The following is a 16,098-nucleotide window of genomic DNA, read 5'->3' as shown; positions in this document are numbered from 1 at the left end:
TTTTCTCAAGCCTTTGCCTTGGCGTCTTGCAGGAATTGCACCAGAAGCCGGCTGACCTCTGTCGGTTGTTCCTGCTGCACCCAGTGACCGGCGCCATCGACGAGGTGACAGCCGATCATGTTGGTGCAGGCCCTGGACTGCATCGCCTCATAGACGCCGGGGCGCTGATAGGTGCCCCAGTCCTGCTTGCCCGAAATGAAGGCGGAGGGAATGTCGATGGTGCGGCCCGACCAGGTCTGCAATTCCGGCAGGAACGCGCCAGAGGTGCCGCAGCGGTACCATTGCAGGCCGCCCTGGAAGCCGTTGCGTTGATACTCGGCGGCGTAGAAGGCAAGCTCACTATCCGGCAGCCATTTATTGGCGGCGATTTCGGCGGCTGACGGCATTTCCTCCGCGACTGTCGCGGCCATATCCTTCGCAAGGTCCATCACATAATAGGTCGGCAGTTTTGCGATGTCGCCCGCACTCCATGACGTCAGCGGATACGGCCGGTTGTCTTTCCAATCTGCACTCTTGTGATGGTAGTAGGCGCGCAGGAAATCGTGCACGCCCTGCGGCGCGCGGTGCATGTCGGCGTTGGCCTCGCGCGTCGAGTAATACCACTGGTAATGTTTTCGCGGGCGCGGCAGCGCCGCGAGGTCGCGATGGATGGGATCCTCCGCCGTGGGGCTAGCCGAACCGTTTACGGTGTTGAACGGCAGGGGCGGCGGCCCGCCGAATGGCGCGCTCATCATGGCGACCGATCGAAACACGTCGGGCCGGATCAGCGCGCACCAGGCCGCGACCGAACTGCCAAAGTCGTGTCCGATAACGGCATCAACGCTCCGATAGCCGAATGCCGCCACCAGCCCGAGCGCATCGCGCACCAGATTGGTTAGCCGGAACGCGGCGAGATCGCCGTCGTAGTCCGCGTCCCAACCGGTGGTGCGGCCATAGCCACGCTGGTCCGGCGCGATCACGTGATAGCCGGCTTCCGCGAGAGAGGGCATCACCTTGCGCCAGGAATAAGCGAGTTCTGGAAAACCGTGCAGCAGCAGCACGCAGGGCCGGCCGGGTGTTTCGAAGCCGGCTTCCAGCACGTGCATGCGGAGGCCGTTGATGTTGTCGACATATCGGGAACGGATCGAGGAGGGGAGCGGGATGTCGGGGAGATCTGTCATGACATTTTCCTCGTCATGGCTGGGTTTATCCCGGCCATCCACGTCTTTTTGTGAAACGAGACTGTAAAGACGTGGATGCCCGGGACAAGCCCGGGCATGACGAAAAGAATATTCGCGATGAACTCCACCCGCCCCTCGAAGGGGCGGGGTCAAGCGGGTGCTACGCCTTCACCGCCGGCTTCGGCCAATATTTGTCGCGCAAATGCCGCTTCACCAGCTTGCCGGTCGGCGTGCGCGGCAGTTCGGCTTCGAAGTCGATGCTCTTCGGGCATTTGATCGGCGATAGATGCTTTCTACAGAACAGGATCAATTCGGCCTCGAGCGCCTTGCCGGCCTTCGACATGTCGTGCGGCTGCACCACGGCCTTGACCTCTTCGCCCATTTCCTCGTTCGGCACGCCGAACACCGCGACGTCGGAGACGGCGGGATGGCTGATCAGCACGTCCTCGGTCTCCTGCGGGTAGATATTCACCCCGCCCGAGATGATCATGTAGCTCTTGCGGTCGGTGAGATAGAGGAAGCCTTCGGCGTCGAGATAGCCGACGTCGCCGAGCGTCGACCAGCCCTTTTCGTTGTAGGCCTTCTTCGTCTTCTCGGGATCGTTGTGATAGGTGAAAACCGGCGCGTCGGCGAAGTAGACCGTGCCGATCTCGCCTGTCGGCCGCTCCTCGTCGTTCTCGTCCAGAATCTTCACCTTGCCGACCACGGCGCGGCCGACGGTGCCGCGATGGGTCAGCCATTGCTGCGAGGTCGACACCGTGACGCCGTTGCCCTCGGAGCCGGCGTAATACTCGATCAGGATCGGTCCCCACCATTCGATCATCTTGGCCTTGACGTCGACCGGGCAGGGCGCTGCGGCATGGATGGCGCCCTTCAGCGTCGAGACGTCATAGCGCTGCCGCACCTCGTCCGGCAGTTTCAGCATGCGCACGAACATGGTCGGCACCAGCTGCGACTGCGTAATGTTGTATTTTTCGACCAGCTTCAAAAATTCCTCGGCATCGAAATGCTCCATGATGACGGAGGTGCCACCGAGCACGGTCGCAATCATGTTGAAGCGCAAGGGTGCCGCGTGATAGAGCGGCGCCGGCGACAGATAGATGCTGTCGGACGACATGCCGCACATGTCGGCGCACAGGATCTTGAGAAACGCATTCGGCTCGTCGATCGGTTTGCCCTCGAAATCCTTCTTGATGCCCTTGGGTCGCCCGGTGGTGCCGGACGAATACAGCATGTCGTAGCCCGCCACTTCATCGGGTATCGGCATGGCCGGCTGCTCGGCCGCTTCCTTGTCGAACGAACGGAAGCCCGGCTCGGGCTCGTCCATCATGTAGAGCAGCGGCCCGCCGATCTGGCCGACCAGGCTGCGGACCTGCTCGGCGCATTTCGGCGTGGTGATGAAAACCTTTGCGCCGCAGTCTTTCACGATGTAGGCGATTTCGTCCTGAGTCAGATAGCGGCTGATCGCGGTGTAATAGAGGCCCGCGCGTTGCGCCGCCCAGCAGATTTCCATGAAGGCGAGGCGGTTTTCCATTAAGAGCGCGATGTGGTCGCCGGCCTTCAGGCCGAGCGAACGGAACAGCTGCGCGCCCTGGTTCGAAAGCTCGTCCAGTTCGCGATAGGTGATCGCCTTGCCGGTACCGGCCATCTGGTAGGCGATCTTGTTCGGGTAGGTGCGGGCGTGGATGGACGGGTGGGTCATGGGTGCTTCCTCATATGAAAATGGCGAGCAGGAAGCGCACTCCCTGCTCGCCAGTCGTCATTGATTTTCTTGTTTTTAGAGACGTTCTACGATGGTTACGTTGGCCATGCCGCCGCCTTCGCACATGGTCTGCAAGCCGTAACGCTTGTTGTTCTGCTTGAGCGCATTGATCAGCGTCGTCATCAGCTTGGTGCCGGAGCCGCCGAGCGGATGGCCGAGCGCGATCGCGCCGCCGTTGATGTTGAGGCGTGCCGGATCGGCGCCGGTGGTCTTCAGCCATGCCACGGGTACTGCCGCGAAGGCTTCGTTGACCTCGAACAGATCGATATCGTCGATCTTCATGCCGGCCTTATCCAGCGCCCGCTTGGTGGCGTGCAGCGGGGCATCCAGCATGATCACGGGGTCGCCGCCCATCATGGTCATGTGATGGATCCGCGCCAGCGGCTTGACGCCGAGCGACTTCAGGCCCTTTTCATTGACGACCAGGACGCCGGAGGCGCCATCGCAGATCTGACTGGCGCTAGCCGCCGTATGCTTGCCGTTCTCGGCGATCAGCTTGACGCCCTTGATGCCGTCGAGGCTGGCGTCGAAGCGGATGCCCTCGTCGATATGGTGGGTGTCGGTCGAGTTGTCGGCGCGGGTGATCTGCAGCGAAACGATCTCGTCCTTGAACTTGCCGGCCTGGGTGGCGGCAATCGCGCGCTGGTGGCTGTTGTAGGAGTATTCGTCGAGCTGGTCCTTCGAGAGGCCATACTTTTCCGCCATCATTTCCGCGCCGGTGAACTGGCTGAACATGATGTTCGGATATTTCTTCTCGATGCCCGGGCTCTTGTAGTGGCCAAAGCCGTTCTTGGCCGGAAGCGACGAGGCGAGGCCCATCGGCACCCGCGTCATGGATTCGACGCCGGCGGCGATCACGACGTCCATCGCGCCCGACATCACCGCCTGCGCCGCGAAATGCAGCGCCTGCTGCGACGAGCCGCACTGCCGGTCGACCGAGGTCGCGGGAACGCTCTCGGGCAGCTTGGAGGCCATGACAGCGTTGCGGGCGATGTTGTTGGATTGCTCGCCGGCCTGCATCACGCAGCCCATGATGACGTCCTCGATCTGCGCGGGATCGACCTTGGTGCGGTCGACCAACGAGTCCAGCACGGAAGCGGCGAGGTCGGCCGGATGCCAGCCTGCCAGACGTCCCCCCTTGCGGCCGCCTGCGGTGCGTGCAGCGGCGACGATATAGGCCTCGGCCATGTCTGTTCTCCCTGAATGTTTGTTGGTGGTGTTGGTAAGTTGGGCCGGATTTAAGGGGCATCGGGGGATTTAGTCAATCAATCAATTAACTCTTGAGTGCAGCCGCGGCATGCGCTTATGTGCGGCCCGGATTTACGGTCAGCGGGCAATAGGAACACCCTTGAATACAAGCGCAACGAGCAGGCTTCCCGGCGGCAGGAACAGCACGGCCGAAAAGCTGCTCGTGGCGGCGAGCGAACTGATGATCGAGCGCGCCGCCATCGAGGTGTCGCTATCCGACATCGCGCAAAAGTCGGGCGTGAATGCCGCACTGGTGAAATACCACTTCGGCAACAAGGATGGTCTGCTGCTGGCGCTGCTGGCGCGCGACGCGGCGACCGAGGTGTCGCAGCTCGAATACCTCATCAGCCAGCCGATCTCGCCAACCGCGAAATTGCGCCTGCATATCGGCGGCATCATCCGCGCCTATCACCAGTTCCCCTATATGAACCGGCTGATCCATTACCTCTTGCACGAGAGCAGCGCGGAAGCCGCCGACGAGGTGTCGAAGTTCTTCGTCGCACCGCTGCTGGAATTTCATCGCCGGCTGCTGGCCGAAGGCGTCAAGGCCGGCGAGTTCCGCAAGATCGATCCGGTGCTGTTCTACACCAGCCTGATCGGCGCCTGCGACCACCTGTTCTTCGGCCGCCATGCGATGTCGCGCGCGACCGGCGTCGGTCCGGTGACCGACGAGGTCTGCCGCGAATACATCAAGCATATGGAAGCGCTGATCTGCGGCGGTATGCTCAATCAAAAAGATCAGGGGGCTGCGGCCACTGGATGACGGTCGCATCGCCACGATACAAGTAGGTTCCAAGTCCAGAGAAGAAACGTCCAAGGAAAGGTTGTTACCATGCAGTTGCAAGACGTAGCCGTTCTCATCACCGGCGGTGGTTCCGGCCTCGGCGCCGCCACCGCCCGCGCCATGGCCGCCAAGGGTGCGAAAATCGGCGTCATCGACCAGAACAAGGAAAACGCCGAAAAAGTCGCTGCCGAAGTGAAGGGCATTGCCCTGCACGCCGACGTCACCGACGAAGAGGCGATCAAGGCGGCGATTGCGAAAGCAGAAGCCGCGCACGGCATCGCGCGCGTGCTGATGAACTGCGCCGGCATCGGCGGTTCGCAGCGCACCGTCGGCAAGGACGGCGTCTATCCGCTGGCAAAATTCGTCCGCATCATCAACGTCAACCTGATCGGCAGCTTCAACGTGCTGCGGCTGTTCGCCGAGCGCCTTGCCACCGCGCCGCCGATCGGCGAAGAGCGCGGCGTTGCCATCAACACCGCGTCGGTTGCGGCCTATGAAGGCCAGATCGGCCAGATCGCCTACTCGGCGTCGAAGGGCGGGATCGTCGGCATGACACTGCCGGCCGCGCGCGACCTCGCTAGCCTCAAGATCCGCGTCAACACCATCGCGCCCGGCCTGTTCCTGACACCGCTGCTGATGGGCCTGAACGAAGAGGCCCGCAAGAGCCTCGGCGCGCAGGTCCCGCACCCGGCGCGCCTCGGCGATGCCTCGGAGTATGGCAATCTCGCGGTTCACATCGTCGAGAACCCGATGTTGAACGGCGAGACCATCCGCCTCGACGGCGCCATTCGCATGGCCCCGCGGTAAAGCGACGCTGCGTTTTTACCCTCCCCTTGAGGGGGAAGGTCGATCGCGCGCAGCGCGAGCGGGGTGGGGTGACGGTCTCTCCGCTTTGAACAGTGCCCGAGTGGAGAGATCACCCCACCCCGGCGCTTCGCGCCGACCCTCCCCCTCAAGGGAGGGTGAAGTCCGACGGCGTATTGCTGGAGCCTCGCATGTCTCAACCGCTGCTGATCGAACACCATGACGGCGTCGACCGGGTGACGCTCAATCGCCCGGACAGCCTTAACGCGCTCGATCCCTCGCTGATCGACGCGCTCAACACCTACTTTGAAGGCCTGCAGCGCAACCGCTCCACGCGCGTCGTGGTGCTGAAGGGCGCCGGCGCCTCGTTCTGCGCCGGCCTCGACCTCAAGCATGCGATGAAGCGCCGCGCCGGGCAGCAGGAGCCGCCAGGGGTAACGGAGTCCTTGGACTCGCAGCGCCGTATTGCCGACATCGTGATGCTGATGCGGCGCTGCCCGCAGCCGATCATCGCGCTGGTTCAGGGCGCTGCCGCCGGCGGCGGTTTTGCGCTGGCGCTGGCCGCCGATATCCGGATCGCCACGAAATCGGCGCGGATGAACTGCGCCTTCATCAAGCTCGGCCTTGGCGGTTGCGATATCGGCACCTCCTATTTCCTGCCGCGCCTTGTTGGCGTGTCGGTCGCCTCCGAACTGATCCTCACCGGCCGCTTCATCGGCGCGGAACGTGCACTGGCGGTCGGCCTGGTTTCCGAGGTCGTCGAGGAAGGCGGGCTGGATACGGCCGTCGAGCCCTATGTCGATGCGATGATGACGGCCTCGCCGGTGGGTTTAAGGCTGTCCAAGGAGTGCCTCAACATGAGCGTCGATACCGGTTCGATCGAGGCCGTGATCGCGATGGAAGACCGCAATCAGGTGTTGTGCAGCCGCTCGGAAGAATTCAACGAAGGCATCAGGGCCTTTCTCGAAAAGCGAAAGCCTGTCTATATCAAGCGATGACGACAAGATCCGCAAAGGACTGAATTCCGGGAGACGCAATATGAGTGGGAGTGCAGCCGCCGTGCTGACAAAACCGGCCTTTCGCAAGATCGAATGGCTGGCGCGTGACATCGCGGTCGAGCGTCGTCCGGATGGCATTATCATTCTGAAGTCGCGCATTCCGCTGCAGCCTTACGAGAAGCATATTCCGGCGTCGCTCGCAAAATGGGCGAAGGAGGCGCCCGAACGGATCTGGCTGGCGCAGCGCGGCGGCGCGGACCGGCAATGGCGGAAGGTCTCCTACGGCGAAGCCAAGCGCACCGTGGATGGGCTGACGCAGGGCCTGCTCAATCTTGGCGTAGCCGACGGACGTCCCGTCACGATCCTTTCCGGTAACTCGATCGAGCATGCGTTGATGACGCAGGCGGCGATGCAGGCCCGCCTTCCGGCAGCACCCGTGTCGCCAGCCTATTCGCTGATGAGCCAGGATCATCTCAAGCTCAAATATCTGTTCAACCTGGTGAAGCCCGCGGTGGTGATGGTGCAGGACGGGCCGACCTTCGAGAAGGCCTTGAAAGCCCTCGATCTCACCGGCGTCACCGTCGTGCACGTGCTGCGGCCCTGCGACGGCATCAAGAGCGTGTCGTTTGCCGACCTTGCCGCCACGCCGGTGACGAACGCCGTCGAGGAATCGATTGCGAAGATCGCGCCCGAGACCGTCGGCAAGCTGCTGTTCACCTCGGGTTCGACCGGGATGCCGAAGGCCGTCATCAATACGCAGGAGATGATGTGCGCCAATGCGGCGATGATGATGCAGGTGCGCCCACGCGATCCCAACGGCCCGATTGCGACCATGCTCGACTGGATGCCGTGGAATCACACCATGGGCGGCAACGCCGCGTTCCATCCGATCCTGGTCGATGGCGGCACGCTCTATATCGACGATGGGCGGCCAATGCCGGGCCAGATCGAGGAGACGCTGCGGAACCTGCGCGAGATTTCGCCGACCTATTACGCCAACGTGCCCGCCGGTTACGCGGCGCTGGCGGCGGCGATGGAGAAAGACGACGCGCTGTGCCGCAGCTTCTTCAAGAATCTCTCCATCATGGCCTATGGCGGCGCGCGGCTGCCGGATGACCTCTATGACCGCATGCAGGCGTTGGCGGTGAAGACCACCGGCGAGCGTATCGTGTTCTACACCGGCTGGGGGTCGACCGAGACCGCGCCGACCTCGACCGGCACCTATTGGGACACCGAGCGCGTCGGCCTGATCGGCCTGCCGTTCCCCGGCGTCGAACTGAAGCTGGTGCCGTGCGGCTCGAAATACGAGCTGCGCCTGCGCGGCATCAACGTCACGCCCGGCTATTTCGGTCAGCCTGATCTGACAAGGAAGATGTTCGACGAGGAAGGCTTTTATTGCATCGGCGACGCCGGCATATTCGTCGATGAAGCGGATCCGCTGCAGGGCATCATCTTCGCCGGCCGTGTGGTCGAGGATTTCAAGCTGACGACCGGGACCTTCGTCCATGTCGGCTCGCTCCGCACGGACGCCATTGCCGCCGCCACGCCCGTGGTGCACGACGCGCTGGTGGCCGGCCAGGACCGCGAATTCATCGGGCTGCTCGCGTGGCCCAATCTGCACGCCTGTCGGCAGGTGGTCGGCAATCCCGACGCGACGTTCGAAGATGTCGTCAGGCATCCCGACGTGATCGCCTGCCTGAAGCGCGGGTTGGAAGCGCATAATGCCTCTGCCACCGGCAGCAGCATGCGGATCGCGCGGGCCATGCTGATGGCCGAGCCGCCCTCGATCGACGGCAACGAACTCACCGACAAGGGCTACATCAACCAGCGCGCAGGCCTTGAGCGCCGTAAGGGGCTGGTCGAGAAGCTTTACGCCGACAAGCCGGGCCAAGATGTGATTGTGCTGAAATGAAACCACTCACCTACCAACGTCGTCCCCGCCTAGTGCGCAATTGCGCACGGGGCGGGGACCCATACGCCGGGGCCCGTCGATGTCAGGTTGGAGCCAATACCGAATAAAAAACAAACGCCGGTGGTTATAGGTCTCCGCGTTCGCGGGGACGACGAACCAAGGAAACACACTCTTACACAACGCGAGTAACACGCCATGAACTTCGATTTCTCCGATGACCAAAAACAAATGCGTGACGCGGCGAGGAAATTCCTCACCGAAAAGTGCCCGCCGAAGGCCGTGCGCGAAGTGCTCGACGGCAAGGCGACCTACGACAAGGCGCTGTGGCAGGGCCTCGCCGACATGGGGTTCCTCGGCGTCGCGATCCCGGAAGAATTCGGCGGCGCGGGCGCCGGTCATCTCGAGCTGTGCGTGATCGCGGAGGAAATGGGCCGCGCCAACGCACCGGTGCCGTTCTCCTCCACCGTCTATCTCGCGGCCGAGGCGCTGCTGCTGGCCGGCTCCGACGCGCAGAAGCAGAAGTGGCTGCCCAAGATCGCAAGCGGCGAGGCGATCGGTACGCTGGCGCTGTTCGAAGGCAAGGGCAATCCGTCGCCGAAGGCGATCAAGCTGCAGGCCTCCGGGGGCACGCTTAGCGGTGTGAAGAAGCCGGTGCCGGATGGCGCCATCGCCGATTTTGCCGTCGTTGCCGCGCGCACCGGCTCGACCGGCCGCGACTCCGACATCTCGCTGTTCCTGGTCGACCTCAAGGCCGGCGGCGTTGAAGCGAAGTCACTGACCAATGTCGATCCGACCCGGGGCCAGGCCGAACTCACCTTCAAGAACGCCAAGGCTGAGCCGCTCGGTGCGGCCGGTGAAGGCTGGAGCATCCTCACGCAAGTGCTCGACCGCGCCGCCGTGCTGCTGGCGTTCGAGCAGGTCGGCGGCTCCGACCGTGCGCTGGAAATGGGCCGCGACTATGCGCTCGACCGTATCGCCTTCGGCCGGCCGATCGGCTCGTTCCAGGCGGTGAAGCACATCTTGGCCGACATGTATGTCTCGGCAACGCTGGCGCGCTCAAACTGCTATTACGGCGCGTGGGCGCTCTCGACCAACGCTTCGGAATTGCCGGAAGCCGCGGCTGCCGCGCGCATCAGCGCGACTCAGGCCTTCCAGCATTGCTCAAAGAACAACATCCAGGTTCATGGCGGCATGGGTTTCACCTGGGAGTTCGACTGCCACATGTACTACCGCCGCGCCAACGCCACCGCGCTGACGCTCGGCAGTCTGTCATATTGGGAAGACCAGTTGATCGACCGCATGCGCAAGAAGAACGCGGCGTAATGCTGACCGTAGGGTGGGTTTTCCGAAGGCGTAACCCACCATTGTCAGTAGCGAAGCTAGATAGACCTGGTGGGTTACGCCTTCGGCTAACACACCCTACACAGACAGCGAGAACGCCATGAACTTCGACGACACCCCGCAGGAAGCCGCGTTCCGCGCCGAGGCCCGCGCATGGATCCAGGCCAACGCGCCGAAGCAGTATGAGGACGAGCTGCGCAAGGCCTCGCTCGGCCGCTCCGGGCTGAAGAACGCCAACATGCTTGAGGTGGCAAAAGCCTGGCAGAAGAAGAAGGCCGACGCCGGTTGGGCATGCCTGCACTGGCCCAAGGAATATGGCGGCCGCGGCTCGTCGCCAATCGAGCGCGTGATCTGGCAACAGGAAGAGGGGCCGTTCGGCAAGCTCAGCGGCATGTTCATCATTGGCCATGGCATGTGCGGCCCGACCATGATGGCGTTCGCGGGCGAGGAGCAGAAGCGGCAATACCTGCCGCCGCTGGCCTCCGGCGAGAAGGTCTGGTGTCAGCTGTTCTCGGAACCCGCCGGCGGCTCCGACGTCGCGGGCCTGCGCACCCGCGCCGAGAAGCAGGGCGACGACTGGATCATCAACGGCCAGAAGATCTGGACTTCGGGCGCGCATTACTCGGACTATGGCATCCTGCTCACGCGTACCGATCCGACCGTCGCCAAGCACAAGGGCCTCACCATGTTCTTCCTGGACATGAAGAGCCCGGGTGTCGAGGTGCGGCCGATCAAGCAGGCCAGCGGCCACTCCGACTTCAACGAGGTCTACTTCACCGATGTGAAAATCCCGGACTCACAGCGGCTCGGCGCCGTCAATGATGGCTGGAACGTGTCGCTGACCACGCTGATGAACGAGCGCATGTCGATCGGTGCGGGCGTCGCGACGGGCTTCCCGGAGCTGTTCGAGTTCTGCAACAGCCTGATGCTGGAAGATGGCCCCGCGATCGAGGACCGCAGCGTTCGCTCGCGGTTGGCGAACTATGCGGTGAAAGCCAGCGGCCTGCGATACACCAGTATGCGTGCGATATCGGCGTTGTCGAAAGGCGACCGTCCGGGTCCGGAGAATTCCATCGGCAAGCTGGTCGCGGGCTCGATGGTCCAGGAAGTCGCGATGTATGCGCTCGACCTGCAGGGCGCGGCCGGCGCGCTGAGCGGTGAAGATGCCGAAGTCGCCGGCAAATTCCAGGCGATGCTGCTGCGCGCGCCGGGCACCCGCGTCGAGGGCGGCACCGACGAGATCATGCGCAACATCATCGCCGAGCGCGTGCTCGGTCTGCCCGGCGATATCCGGGTCGACAAGGACGTGCCGTTCAACAAGATCCCGACCAAGGGCCGGGCATAAACAAGTTCGTAGAAAAAGAGGTCCGCCATGAACTTCGACGATACCCCGCAGGAAGCCGAATTCCGCGCAACCGCCCGCAAATGGATCGAGGCCAACGCGCCGAAGAAATATGAGGCGGAGCTGTCAAAGTCCTCGCTCGGCCGCATCCGGCTGGAGAAGGAAGAGATCGTCGATGTCGGCAAGGCCTGGCAGAAGAAGAAGGCCGAAGGCGGCTGGGCCTGCCTGCACTGGCCGAAGGAATATGGCGGCCGTGGCGCGACTCCGATCGAGAAGGTGATCTGGCAGCAGGAAGAGGGCGTCTACGGCAAGCTGACGCAGCCGTTCCAGATCGGCGAGGGCATGTGCGGCCCAACGGTGATGGCGTTCGGCAACGAGGAGCACAAGCGGCACTATCTGCCGAAGCTGGCCTCCGGCGAACATATCTGGTGCCAGCTGTTCTCCGAGCCGGCCGGCGGCTCCGACGTGGCGGGTCTGCGCACGCGCGCGGAAAAACAGGGCGACAACTGGATCGTCAACGGCCAGAAGATCTGGACCTCGGGCGCGCATTACTCCGATTACGGCCTTCTGATCACCCGCACCGATCCCAACGTGCCGAAACACAAGGGCCTGACGATGTTCTTCCTCGACATGAAGAGCAAGGGCGTCGAGGTGCGGCCGATCAAGCAGGCCAACGGCATGCAGGAGTTCAACGAGGTCTATTTCACCGACGTCGTGATCCCGGACAGCCAGCGCCTCGGCGCCGTCGGCGATGGCTGGAACGTGTCGCTGACCACGCTGATGAACGAGCGCATGTCGATCGGTTCGCGGCTGGCGACGGGTTTCCCGGAAATGTTCGAGTTCTGCTCGAACCTGATGACCGACGATGGCCTCGCGATCGATGATCCCGCGACGCGTTCGAAGCTTGCGAGCTGGGCGGTGAAGGCGAGCGGGCTGAAATACACCAGCTACCGCGCCATCTCCTCGTTGTCGAAGGGCGAGCGGCCCGGCCCGGAAAACTCCATCGGCAAGCTGGTCTCGGGCTCGATGCTGCAGGATATCGCCACCTATGCGATGGATCTGGAGGGCGCAGCGGGCGCACTCACCGGCGCCGATGAGGAAACGGCGAGCGGCCAGTTCCAGCAGATGCTGCTGTCGTCGCCCTCGATGCGCATCGCCGGCGGCACCGATGAGATCCTGCGCAACATCATCGCCGAGCGTGTGCTCGGCCTGCCCGGCGATATCCGCGTCGACAAGGACGTGCCGTTCAACAAGATCCCGACCAAGGGGCGCTGACCATGGATGTTGCGGCAAAGGCGCGTTATGCGTCGGAAGATCGCATCGGCGTGCTCGAAGAGCTCCTGAACGAACGCTATTCCGTGCGCGCCTTTCTGCCGCAGGAAGTGCCGCGCGAGACCATCGAGCGCGTTCTTGCGGTGTCGCAACGCACGGCGTCATGGTGCAACAGCCAGCCATGGCAGGTGCTGATTGCGAGCGGTGCGGCCAAGGAAGCGTTTCGCAAGGCGATCTATGCCGAGGCCGCGTCCGGCGCGAAGGACGATCACGATTTCACGCCGCCGCGCGAATATCTCGGCGTCTATCTCGAGCGCCGCCGCGAGAGCGGCTTTCAGCTCTACAACACGCTCGGCATCGCGCGCGGCGACAGGATGGCGTATGCGAAGCAGGCGCTGGAGAACTACAATTTCTTCGGCGCGCCGCATGTCGCCATCATCCACACCGACGAGCCGCTCGGCATCTACGGCGCGGTCGATTGCGGCGCCTATGTCGGTAATTTCATGCTGGCGGCACAGGCGCTGGGCCTCGGCACGATTCCGCAGGCCGCGCTGGCGCGGCACTCCGGGCTGATCCGTCGGCACTTCAAGCTGGCCGACGACCGCAAGGTGGTCTGCGGCATTTCGTTCGGCTTTGCCGACCATGCGGCCAAGGTGAACAGTTACCGCACCTCGCGGGCCAGTGTCGCCGATACAGTGACGTTCGTGGATTGACGGCAAGACGTTCCGGTTCCAGGTGGGGCTGAAGGAGGCTTGACCCGGGCATTCCGAGGCTTCAAAGCAGGCCGCCATCTTTTCGATGGATTGCAGGATCATCCCCGATCGGGTCGGGGAGGCGCCCGGCAATGATGAGATCGGAAAACGGAAGGCCTCCAATGAAACTGGGACCCGCAAAGTACTTCGTCGCACTGCTGCTGGCAGCCCCGTTGCTCGCCGGCTGCCTTGAGCGCGGCCAGCCGACCATGGTCGATACCAGCGCCGATGACGACGCGTTCTGCCGCGCCAACAATGTGGCGGCAGGCTCGAACGACTATGTCAACTGCCGCAAGAACCGCGACGTGCAGCGCGGCAACGCCAACGCCCGCGCCGACCGCGCCCAGCGCAATATGGCCGAGCAGATGCTCAACAATCCGGTCCGGCCGTGATCAGGAGGCCCTCATGAACGAAGACGTCTTCAACACCAGCCTGCGCGGATTCCTGAAAAAGGTCGGCATCACCTCGCAGCGCGAAATCGAAAAGGCCGTGCGCGACGCCGTCGCATCCGGCAAGCTCAAGGGCAATGAGAAGCTGTCGGCCAAGATGGTGCTGACCATCGGCGGCGTCGCGCTGTCGCATGAAATTTCAGACGAGATCGAACTGGGCTAGCTGACCCTCTCTCCTCGTGGGACAGGGTGGATCAATCGCGCTGAGCGCGATTGAGACGGGTGAGGGGTTCTCTCCGCGAGCAATTCTCTCACGTTAGAATTCGCGGGGACAAACCCCATCCGGCGCTACACGCCACCTTCTCCCGCAAGGGGAGAAGGAAGAAAGCGATCCCTAAACAAAAACGCGGCAGGTTGCCCCGCCGCGTTCGACCTCAGCCGTAGCCGAAATCCTCACTCTTCCTCGTCGTCCTGCTTCTTGCCGCCGATCGTCTTCAGCTTGGCGAACACGGCGTCGACGTTGAGGTCGTCTTCGGATCTCTCGCTCGTCTCGAATTCCGGTTCCTTCTTGGTGGTCTCGGAGGCCGGCAGCAGCGTGGCGCCGCCATAGGCTGCAGGCACCGGCTTTTCCTTGGCGGCGCGCTGCACCTCGAAATCGAGTTCGATCTGCGAGCACAGGCCGAGCGTCACCGGGTCCATCGGGGTGAGCGTCGAGGCGTTCCAGTGGGTGCGGTCGCGGACGCTGGCGATCGTGGTCTTGGTGGTGCCGACCAGGCGCATGATCTGCGCGTCCTTCAATTCGGGGTGGTTGCGTACCAGCCAGAGGATCGCGCTCGGGCGCTCGTGGCGGCGCGACACCGGGGTGTAGCGCGGGCCCTTCTTCTTGGCGGCCGGCGGCAGTACAACCTTGCTCTCGCCGAGCTTGAGGCGGTAATTCGGGTCCTTTTCACCCCTTTCGATCTCGTCCCGGCTTAATTGCCCGGTCGAAATCGGGTCCATGCCCTTGATGCCCTGGGCGGCGTCGCCGTCGGCGATGGCGCGGACCTCGAGGGGGTGCATCTTGGTAAAATCGGCCACCTGGTCGAAGGTCAGCGCGGTATTGTCAACCAGCCACACGGCCGTCGCCTTTGGCATCAGCGGTGCATTGCTCATGGCAAATCTCCTTTGTGCCTCGCCCACCTCTTTCTGGAGGCGAAGCCTATGGTCATCGGTGATGACGGGAATTAGGGCGCTATATACGCCTTCCCGGGGTATTGGCGCAATGGTCTGCTAAAGTGCCTTGACAGGGCCCGAAAGCAGTCCCAAGTCCTTATTCAAACTGGCCGTTCCCTGCCCGCCGGCAAGGGGTGATTCGGTCCCGAGATAGCCCTGATGCCAGCCAAACCAGACCTCAAAATCGTGCTTTGTTCTCCCCGCGGCTTCTGCGCCGGGGTAGTCCGGGCCATCGATACCGTCGAACGGGCGCTCGCCATCTATGGGGCCCCGGTCTATGTCCGTCACGAGATCGTGCATAACCGTTACGTGGTCGACAGCCTGAAGACCAAGGGCGCGATTTTTGTCGAGGAACTGGCCGAAATCCCCGACAATACCAACGCGCCCGTGGTGTTCTCGGCCCATGGGGTTCCCAAGTCGGTCCCCGCGGATGCCCGGGCGCGCAATTTCTTCTCGCTGGATGCGACCTGCCCGCTGGTCACGAAAGTGCACCGCGAGGCCGCGATCCATTTCAAGCGTGGCCGTGAAATCCTGCTGATCGGGCATTCGCACCACCCGGAGGTGGTCGGCACGCTCGGCCAATTGCCGGCCGGTGCGGTGACGCTGATCGAGACCGCGGAAGACGCCAAGACCTTCACGCCGAAGGATCCCAACAACCTCGCCTTCGTGACCCAGACGACGCTGTCGATCGACGACACCGCCGAGATCGTCGCGCTTTTGAAGGCGCGTTTCCCGAACATCAATGGCCCGCACAAGGAAGACATCTGCTACGCCACCACCAACCGCCAGCTCGCGGTCAAGAAGGTGGCGCCGGTGGTCGATGCCCTGATCGTGGTCGGCGCGCCGAACTCGTCGAACTCGCAGCGCCTGCGCGAAGTCGCCGAGCGGGAGGGCTGCAAGATCGCGATCCTGGCGCAGCGCGCCTCGGATCTCGACTGGTCGCGCTTCGAGGGCATCAAGAGCCTCGGCATCACGGCGGGCGCCTCCGCGCCCGAAGTGATCGTCGAGGAAATCATGGGCGCCTTCGCCGAGCGCTATCAGCTGCATGTGGAGACGGTGTCGGCCGCCGAGGAGAACGAGTTCTTCCCGCTGCCGCGCTCGCTGCGACCCGACGCCGCCTGA

The 16,098-nt window shown here is 63.3% G+C and carries 15 protein-coding genes; 11 read left to right on the top strand and 4 right to left on the bottom strand.

The window, feature by feature from the left end; genetic code table 11:
• Positions 1-5 precede the first annotated feature (5 nt).
• The 3 genes from QUH67_RS31955 to QUH67_RS31945 form a co-directional block, all read right to left on the bottom strand.
• Positions 6-1,160, bottom strand: coding sequence for an alpha/beta hydrolase (locus QUH67_RS31955; RefSeq protein ID WP_300943700.1), 1,155 nt, complete (start codon positions 1,158-1,160; stop codon positions 6-8).
• Positions 1,161-1,320: 160 nt separating this feature from the next.
• The gene (locus QUH67_RS31950; RefSeq protein WP_300943698.1) at positions 1,321-2,862 is read right to left on the bottom strand and encodes an acyl-CoA synthetase; all 1,542 of its coding nucleotides are present in this window, start codon (positions 2,860-2,862) and stop codon (positions 1,321-1,323) included.
• 75 nt (positions 2,863-2,937) lie between these two features.
• Complete coding sequence (locus QUH67_RS31945) at positions 2,938-4,110, bottom strand: acetyl-CoA C-acetyltransferase (protein ID WP_300943696.1); 1,173 nt, start codon at positions 4,108-4,110, stop codon at positions 2,938-2,940.
• 160 nt (positions 4,111-4,270) lie between these two features.
• Here QUH67_RS31945 and QUH67_RS31940 point away from each other — a divergent pair, with 160 nt between their 5' ends.
• From QUH67_RS31940 to QUH67_RS31895, 10 genes are all read left to right on the top strand, one after another.
• Positions 4,271-4,933, top strand: a complete 663-nt coding sequence (locus QUH67_RS31940) for a TetR family transcriptional regulator (protein ID WP_300943694.1) — start codon at positions 4,271-4,273, stop codon at positions 4,931-4,933.
• Between the two features lie 69 nt (positions 4,934-5,002).
• Positions 5,003-5,761: an SDR family NAD(P)-dependent oxidoreductase gene (locus tag QUH67_RS31935; RefSeq protein WP_300943692.1), complete on the top strand. Its 759-nt coding sequence runs from the start codon at positions 5,003-5,005 to the stop codon at positions 5,759-5,761.
• 188 nt (positions 5,762-5,949) lie between these two features.
• Complete coding sequence (locus tag QUH67_RS31930; RefSeq protein WP_300943690.1) at positions 5,950-6,756, top strand: enoyl-CoA hydratase/isomerase family protein; 807 nt, start codon at positions 5,950-5,952, stop codon at positions 6,754-6,756.
• A gap of 40 nt (positions 6,757-6,796) precedes the next feature.
• Positions 6,797-8,668: an AMP-binding protein gene (locus QUH67_RS31925; protein ID WP_300943688.1), complete on the top strand. Its 1,872-nt coding sequence runs from the start codon at positions 6,797-6,799 to the stop codon at positions 8,666-8,668.
• A 195-nt stretch (positions 8,669-8,863) separates the two neighbouring features.
• Complete coding sequence (locus tag QUH67_RS31920) at positions 8,864-9,991, top strand: acyl-CoA dehydrogenase family protein (protein WP_300943686.1); 1,128 nt, start codon at positions 8,864-8,866, stop codon at positions 9,989-9,991.
• Positions 9,992-10,109: 118 nt separating this feature from the next.
• On the top strand, positions 10,110-11,354 hold the full coding sequence (locus QUH67_RS31915; RefSeq protein ID WP_300943684.1) for an acyl-CoA dehydrogenase: 1,245 nt from the start codon (positions 10,110-10,112) through the stop codon (positions 11,352-11,354).
• Between the two features lie 27 nt (positions 11,355-11,381).
• Complete coding sequence (locus QUH67_RS31910) at positions 11,382-12,626, top strand: acyl-CoA dehydrogenase (protein WP_300943682.1); 1,245 nt, start codon at positions 11,382-11,384, stop codon at positions 12,624-12,626.
• Positions 12,627-12,628: 2 nt separating this feature from the next.
• Positions 12,629-13,336: a nitroreductase gene (locus QUH67_RS31905; protein ID WP_300943680.1), complete on the top strand. Its 708-nt coding sequence runs from the start codon at positions 12,629-12,631 to the stop codon at positions 13,334-13,336.
• A 161-nt stretch (positions 13,337-13,497) separates the two neighbouring features.
• Entirely contained in the window at positions 13,498-13,767 is a 270-nt protein-coding gene (locus QUH67_RS31900) for a hypothetical protein (protein ID WP_407080374.1), read from the top strand.
• 13 nt (positions 13,768-13,780) lie between these two features.
• Positions 13,781-13,987 (top strand): DUF6494 family protein, encoded by a 207-nt coding sequence (locus QUH67_RS31895; protein ID WP_300943678.1) that lies wholly within the window; start codon positions 13,781-13,783, stop codon positions 13,985-13,987.
• A 230-nt stretch (positions 13,988-14,217) separates the two neighbouring features.
• On the opposite strand, the gene QUH67_RS31890 is transcribed toward QUH67_RS31895, so the two are convergent.
• Positions 14,218-14,916, bottom strand: coding sequence for a DUF1013 domain-containing protein (locus QUH67_RS31890; RefSeq protein WP_300943676.1), 699 nt, complete (start codon positions 14,914-14,916; stop codon positions 14,218-14,220).
• A gap of 219 nt (positions 14,917-15,135) precedes the next feature.
• Here QUH67_RS31890 and ispH point away from each other — a divergent pair, with 219 nt between their 5' ends.
• Entirely contained in the window at positions 15,136-16,098 is a 963-nt protein-coding gene (ispH, locus tag QUH67_RS31885) for a 4-hydroxy-3-methylbut-2-enyl diphosphate reductase (protein WP_300943674.1), read from the top strand.

Origin of the sequence: Bradyrhizobium roseum (assembly GCF_030413175.1) — a bacterium.
GTDB lineage: Bacteria > Pseudomonadota > Alphaproteobacteria > Rhizobiales > Xanthobacteraceae > Bradyrhizobium > Bradyrhizobium roseum.
Note: the sequence above shows the minus strand (reverse complement) of the source record. Positions and strands in the feature narration are given on the sequence as shown.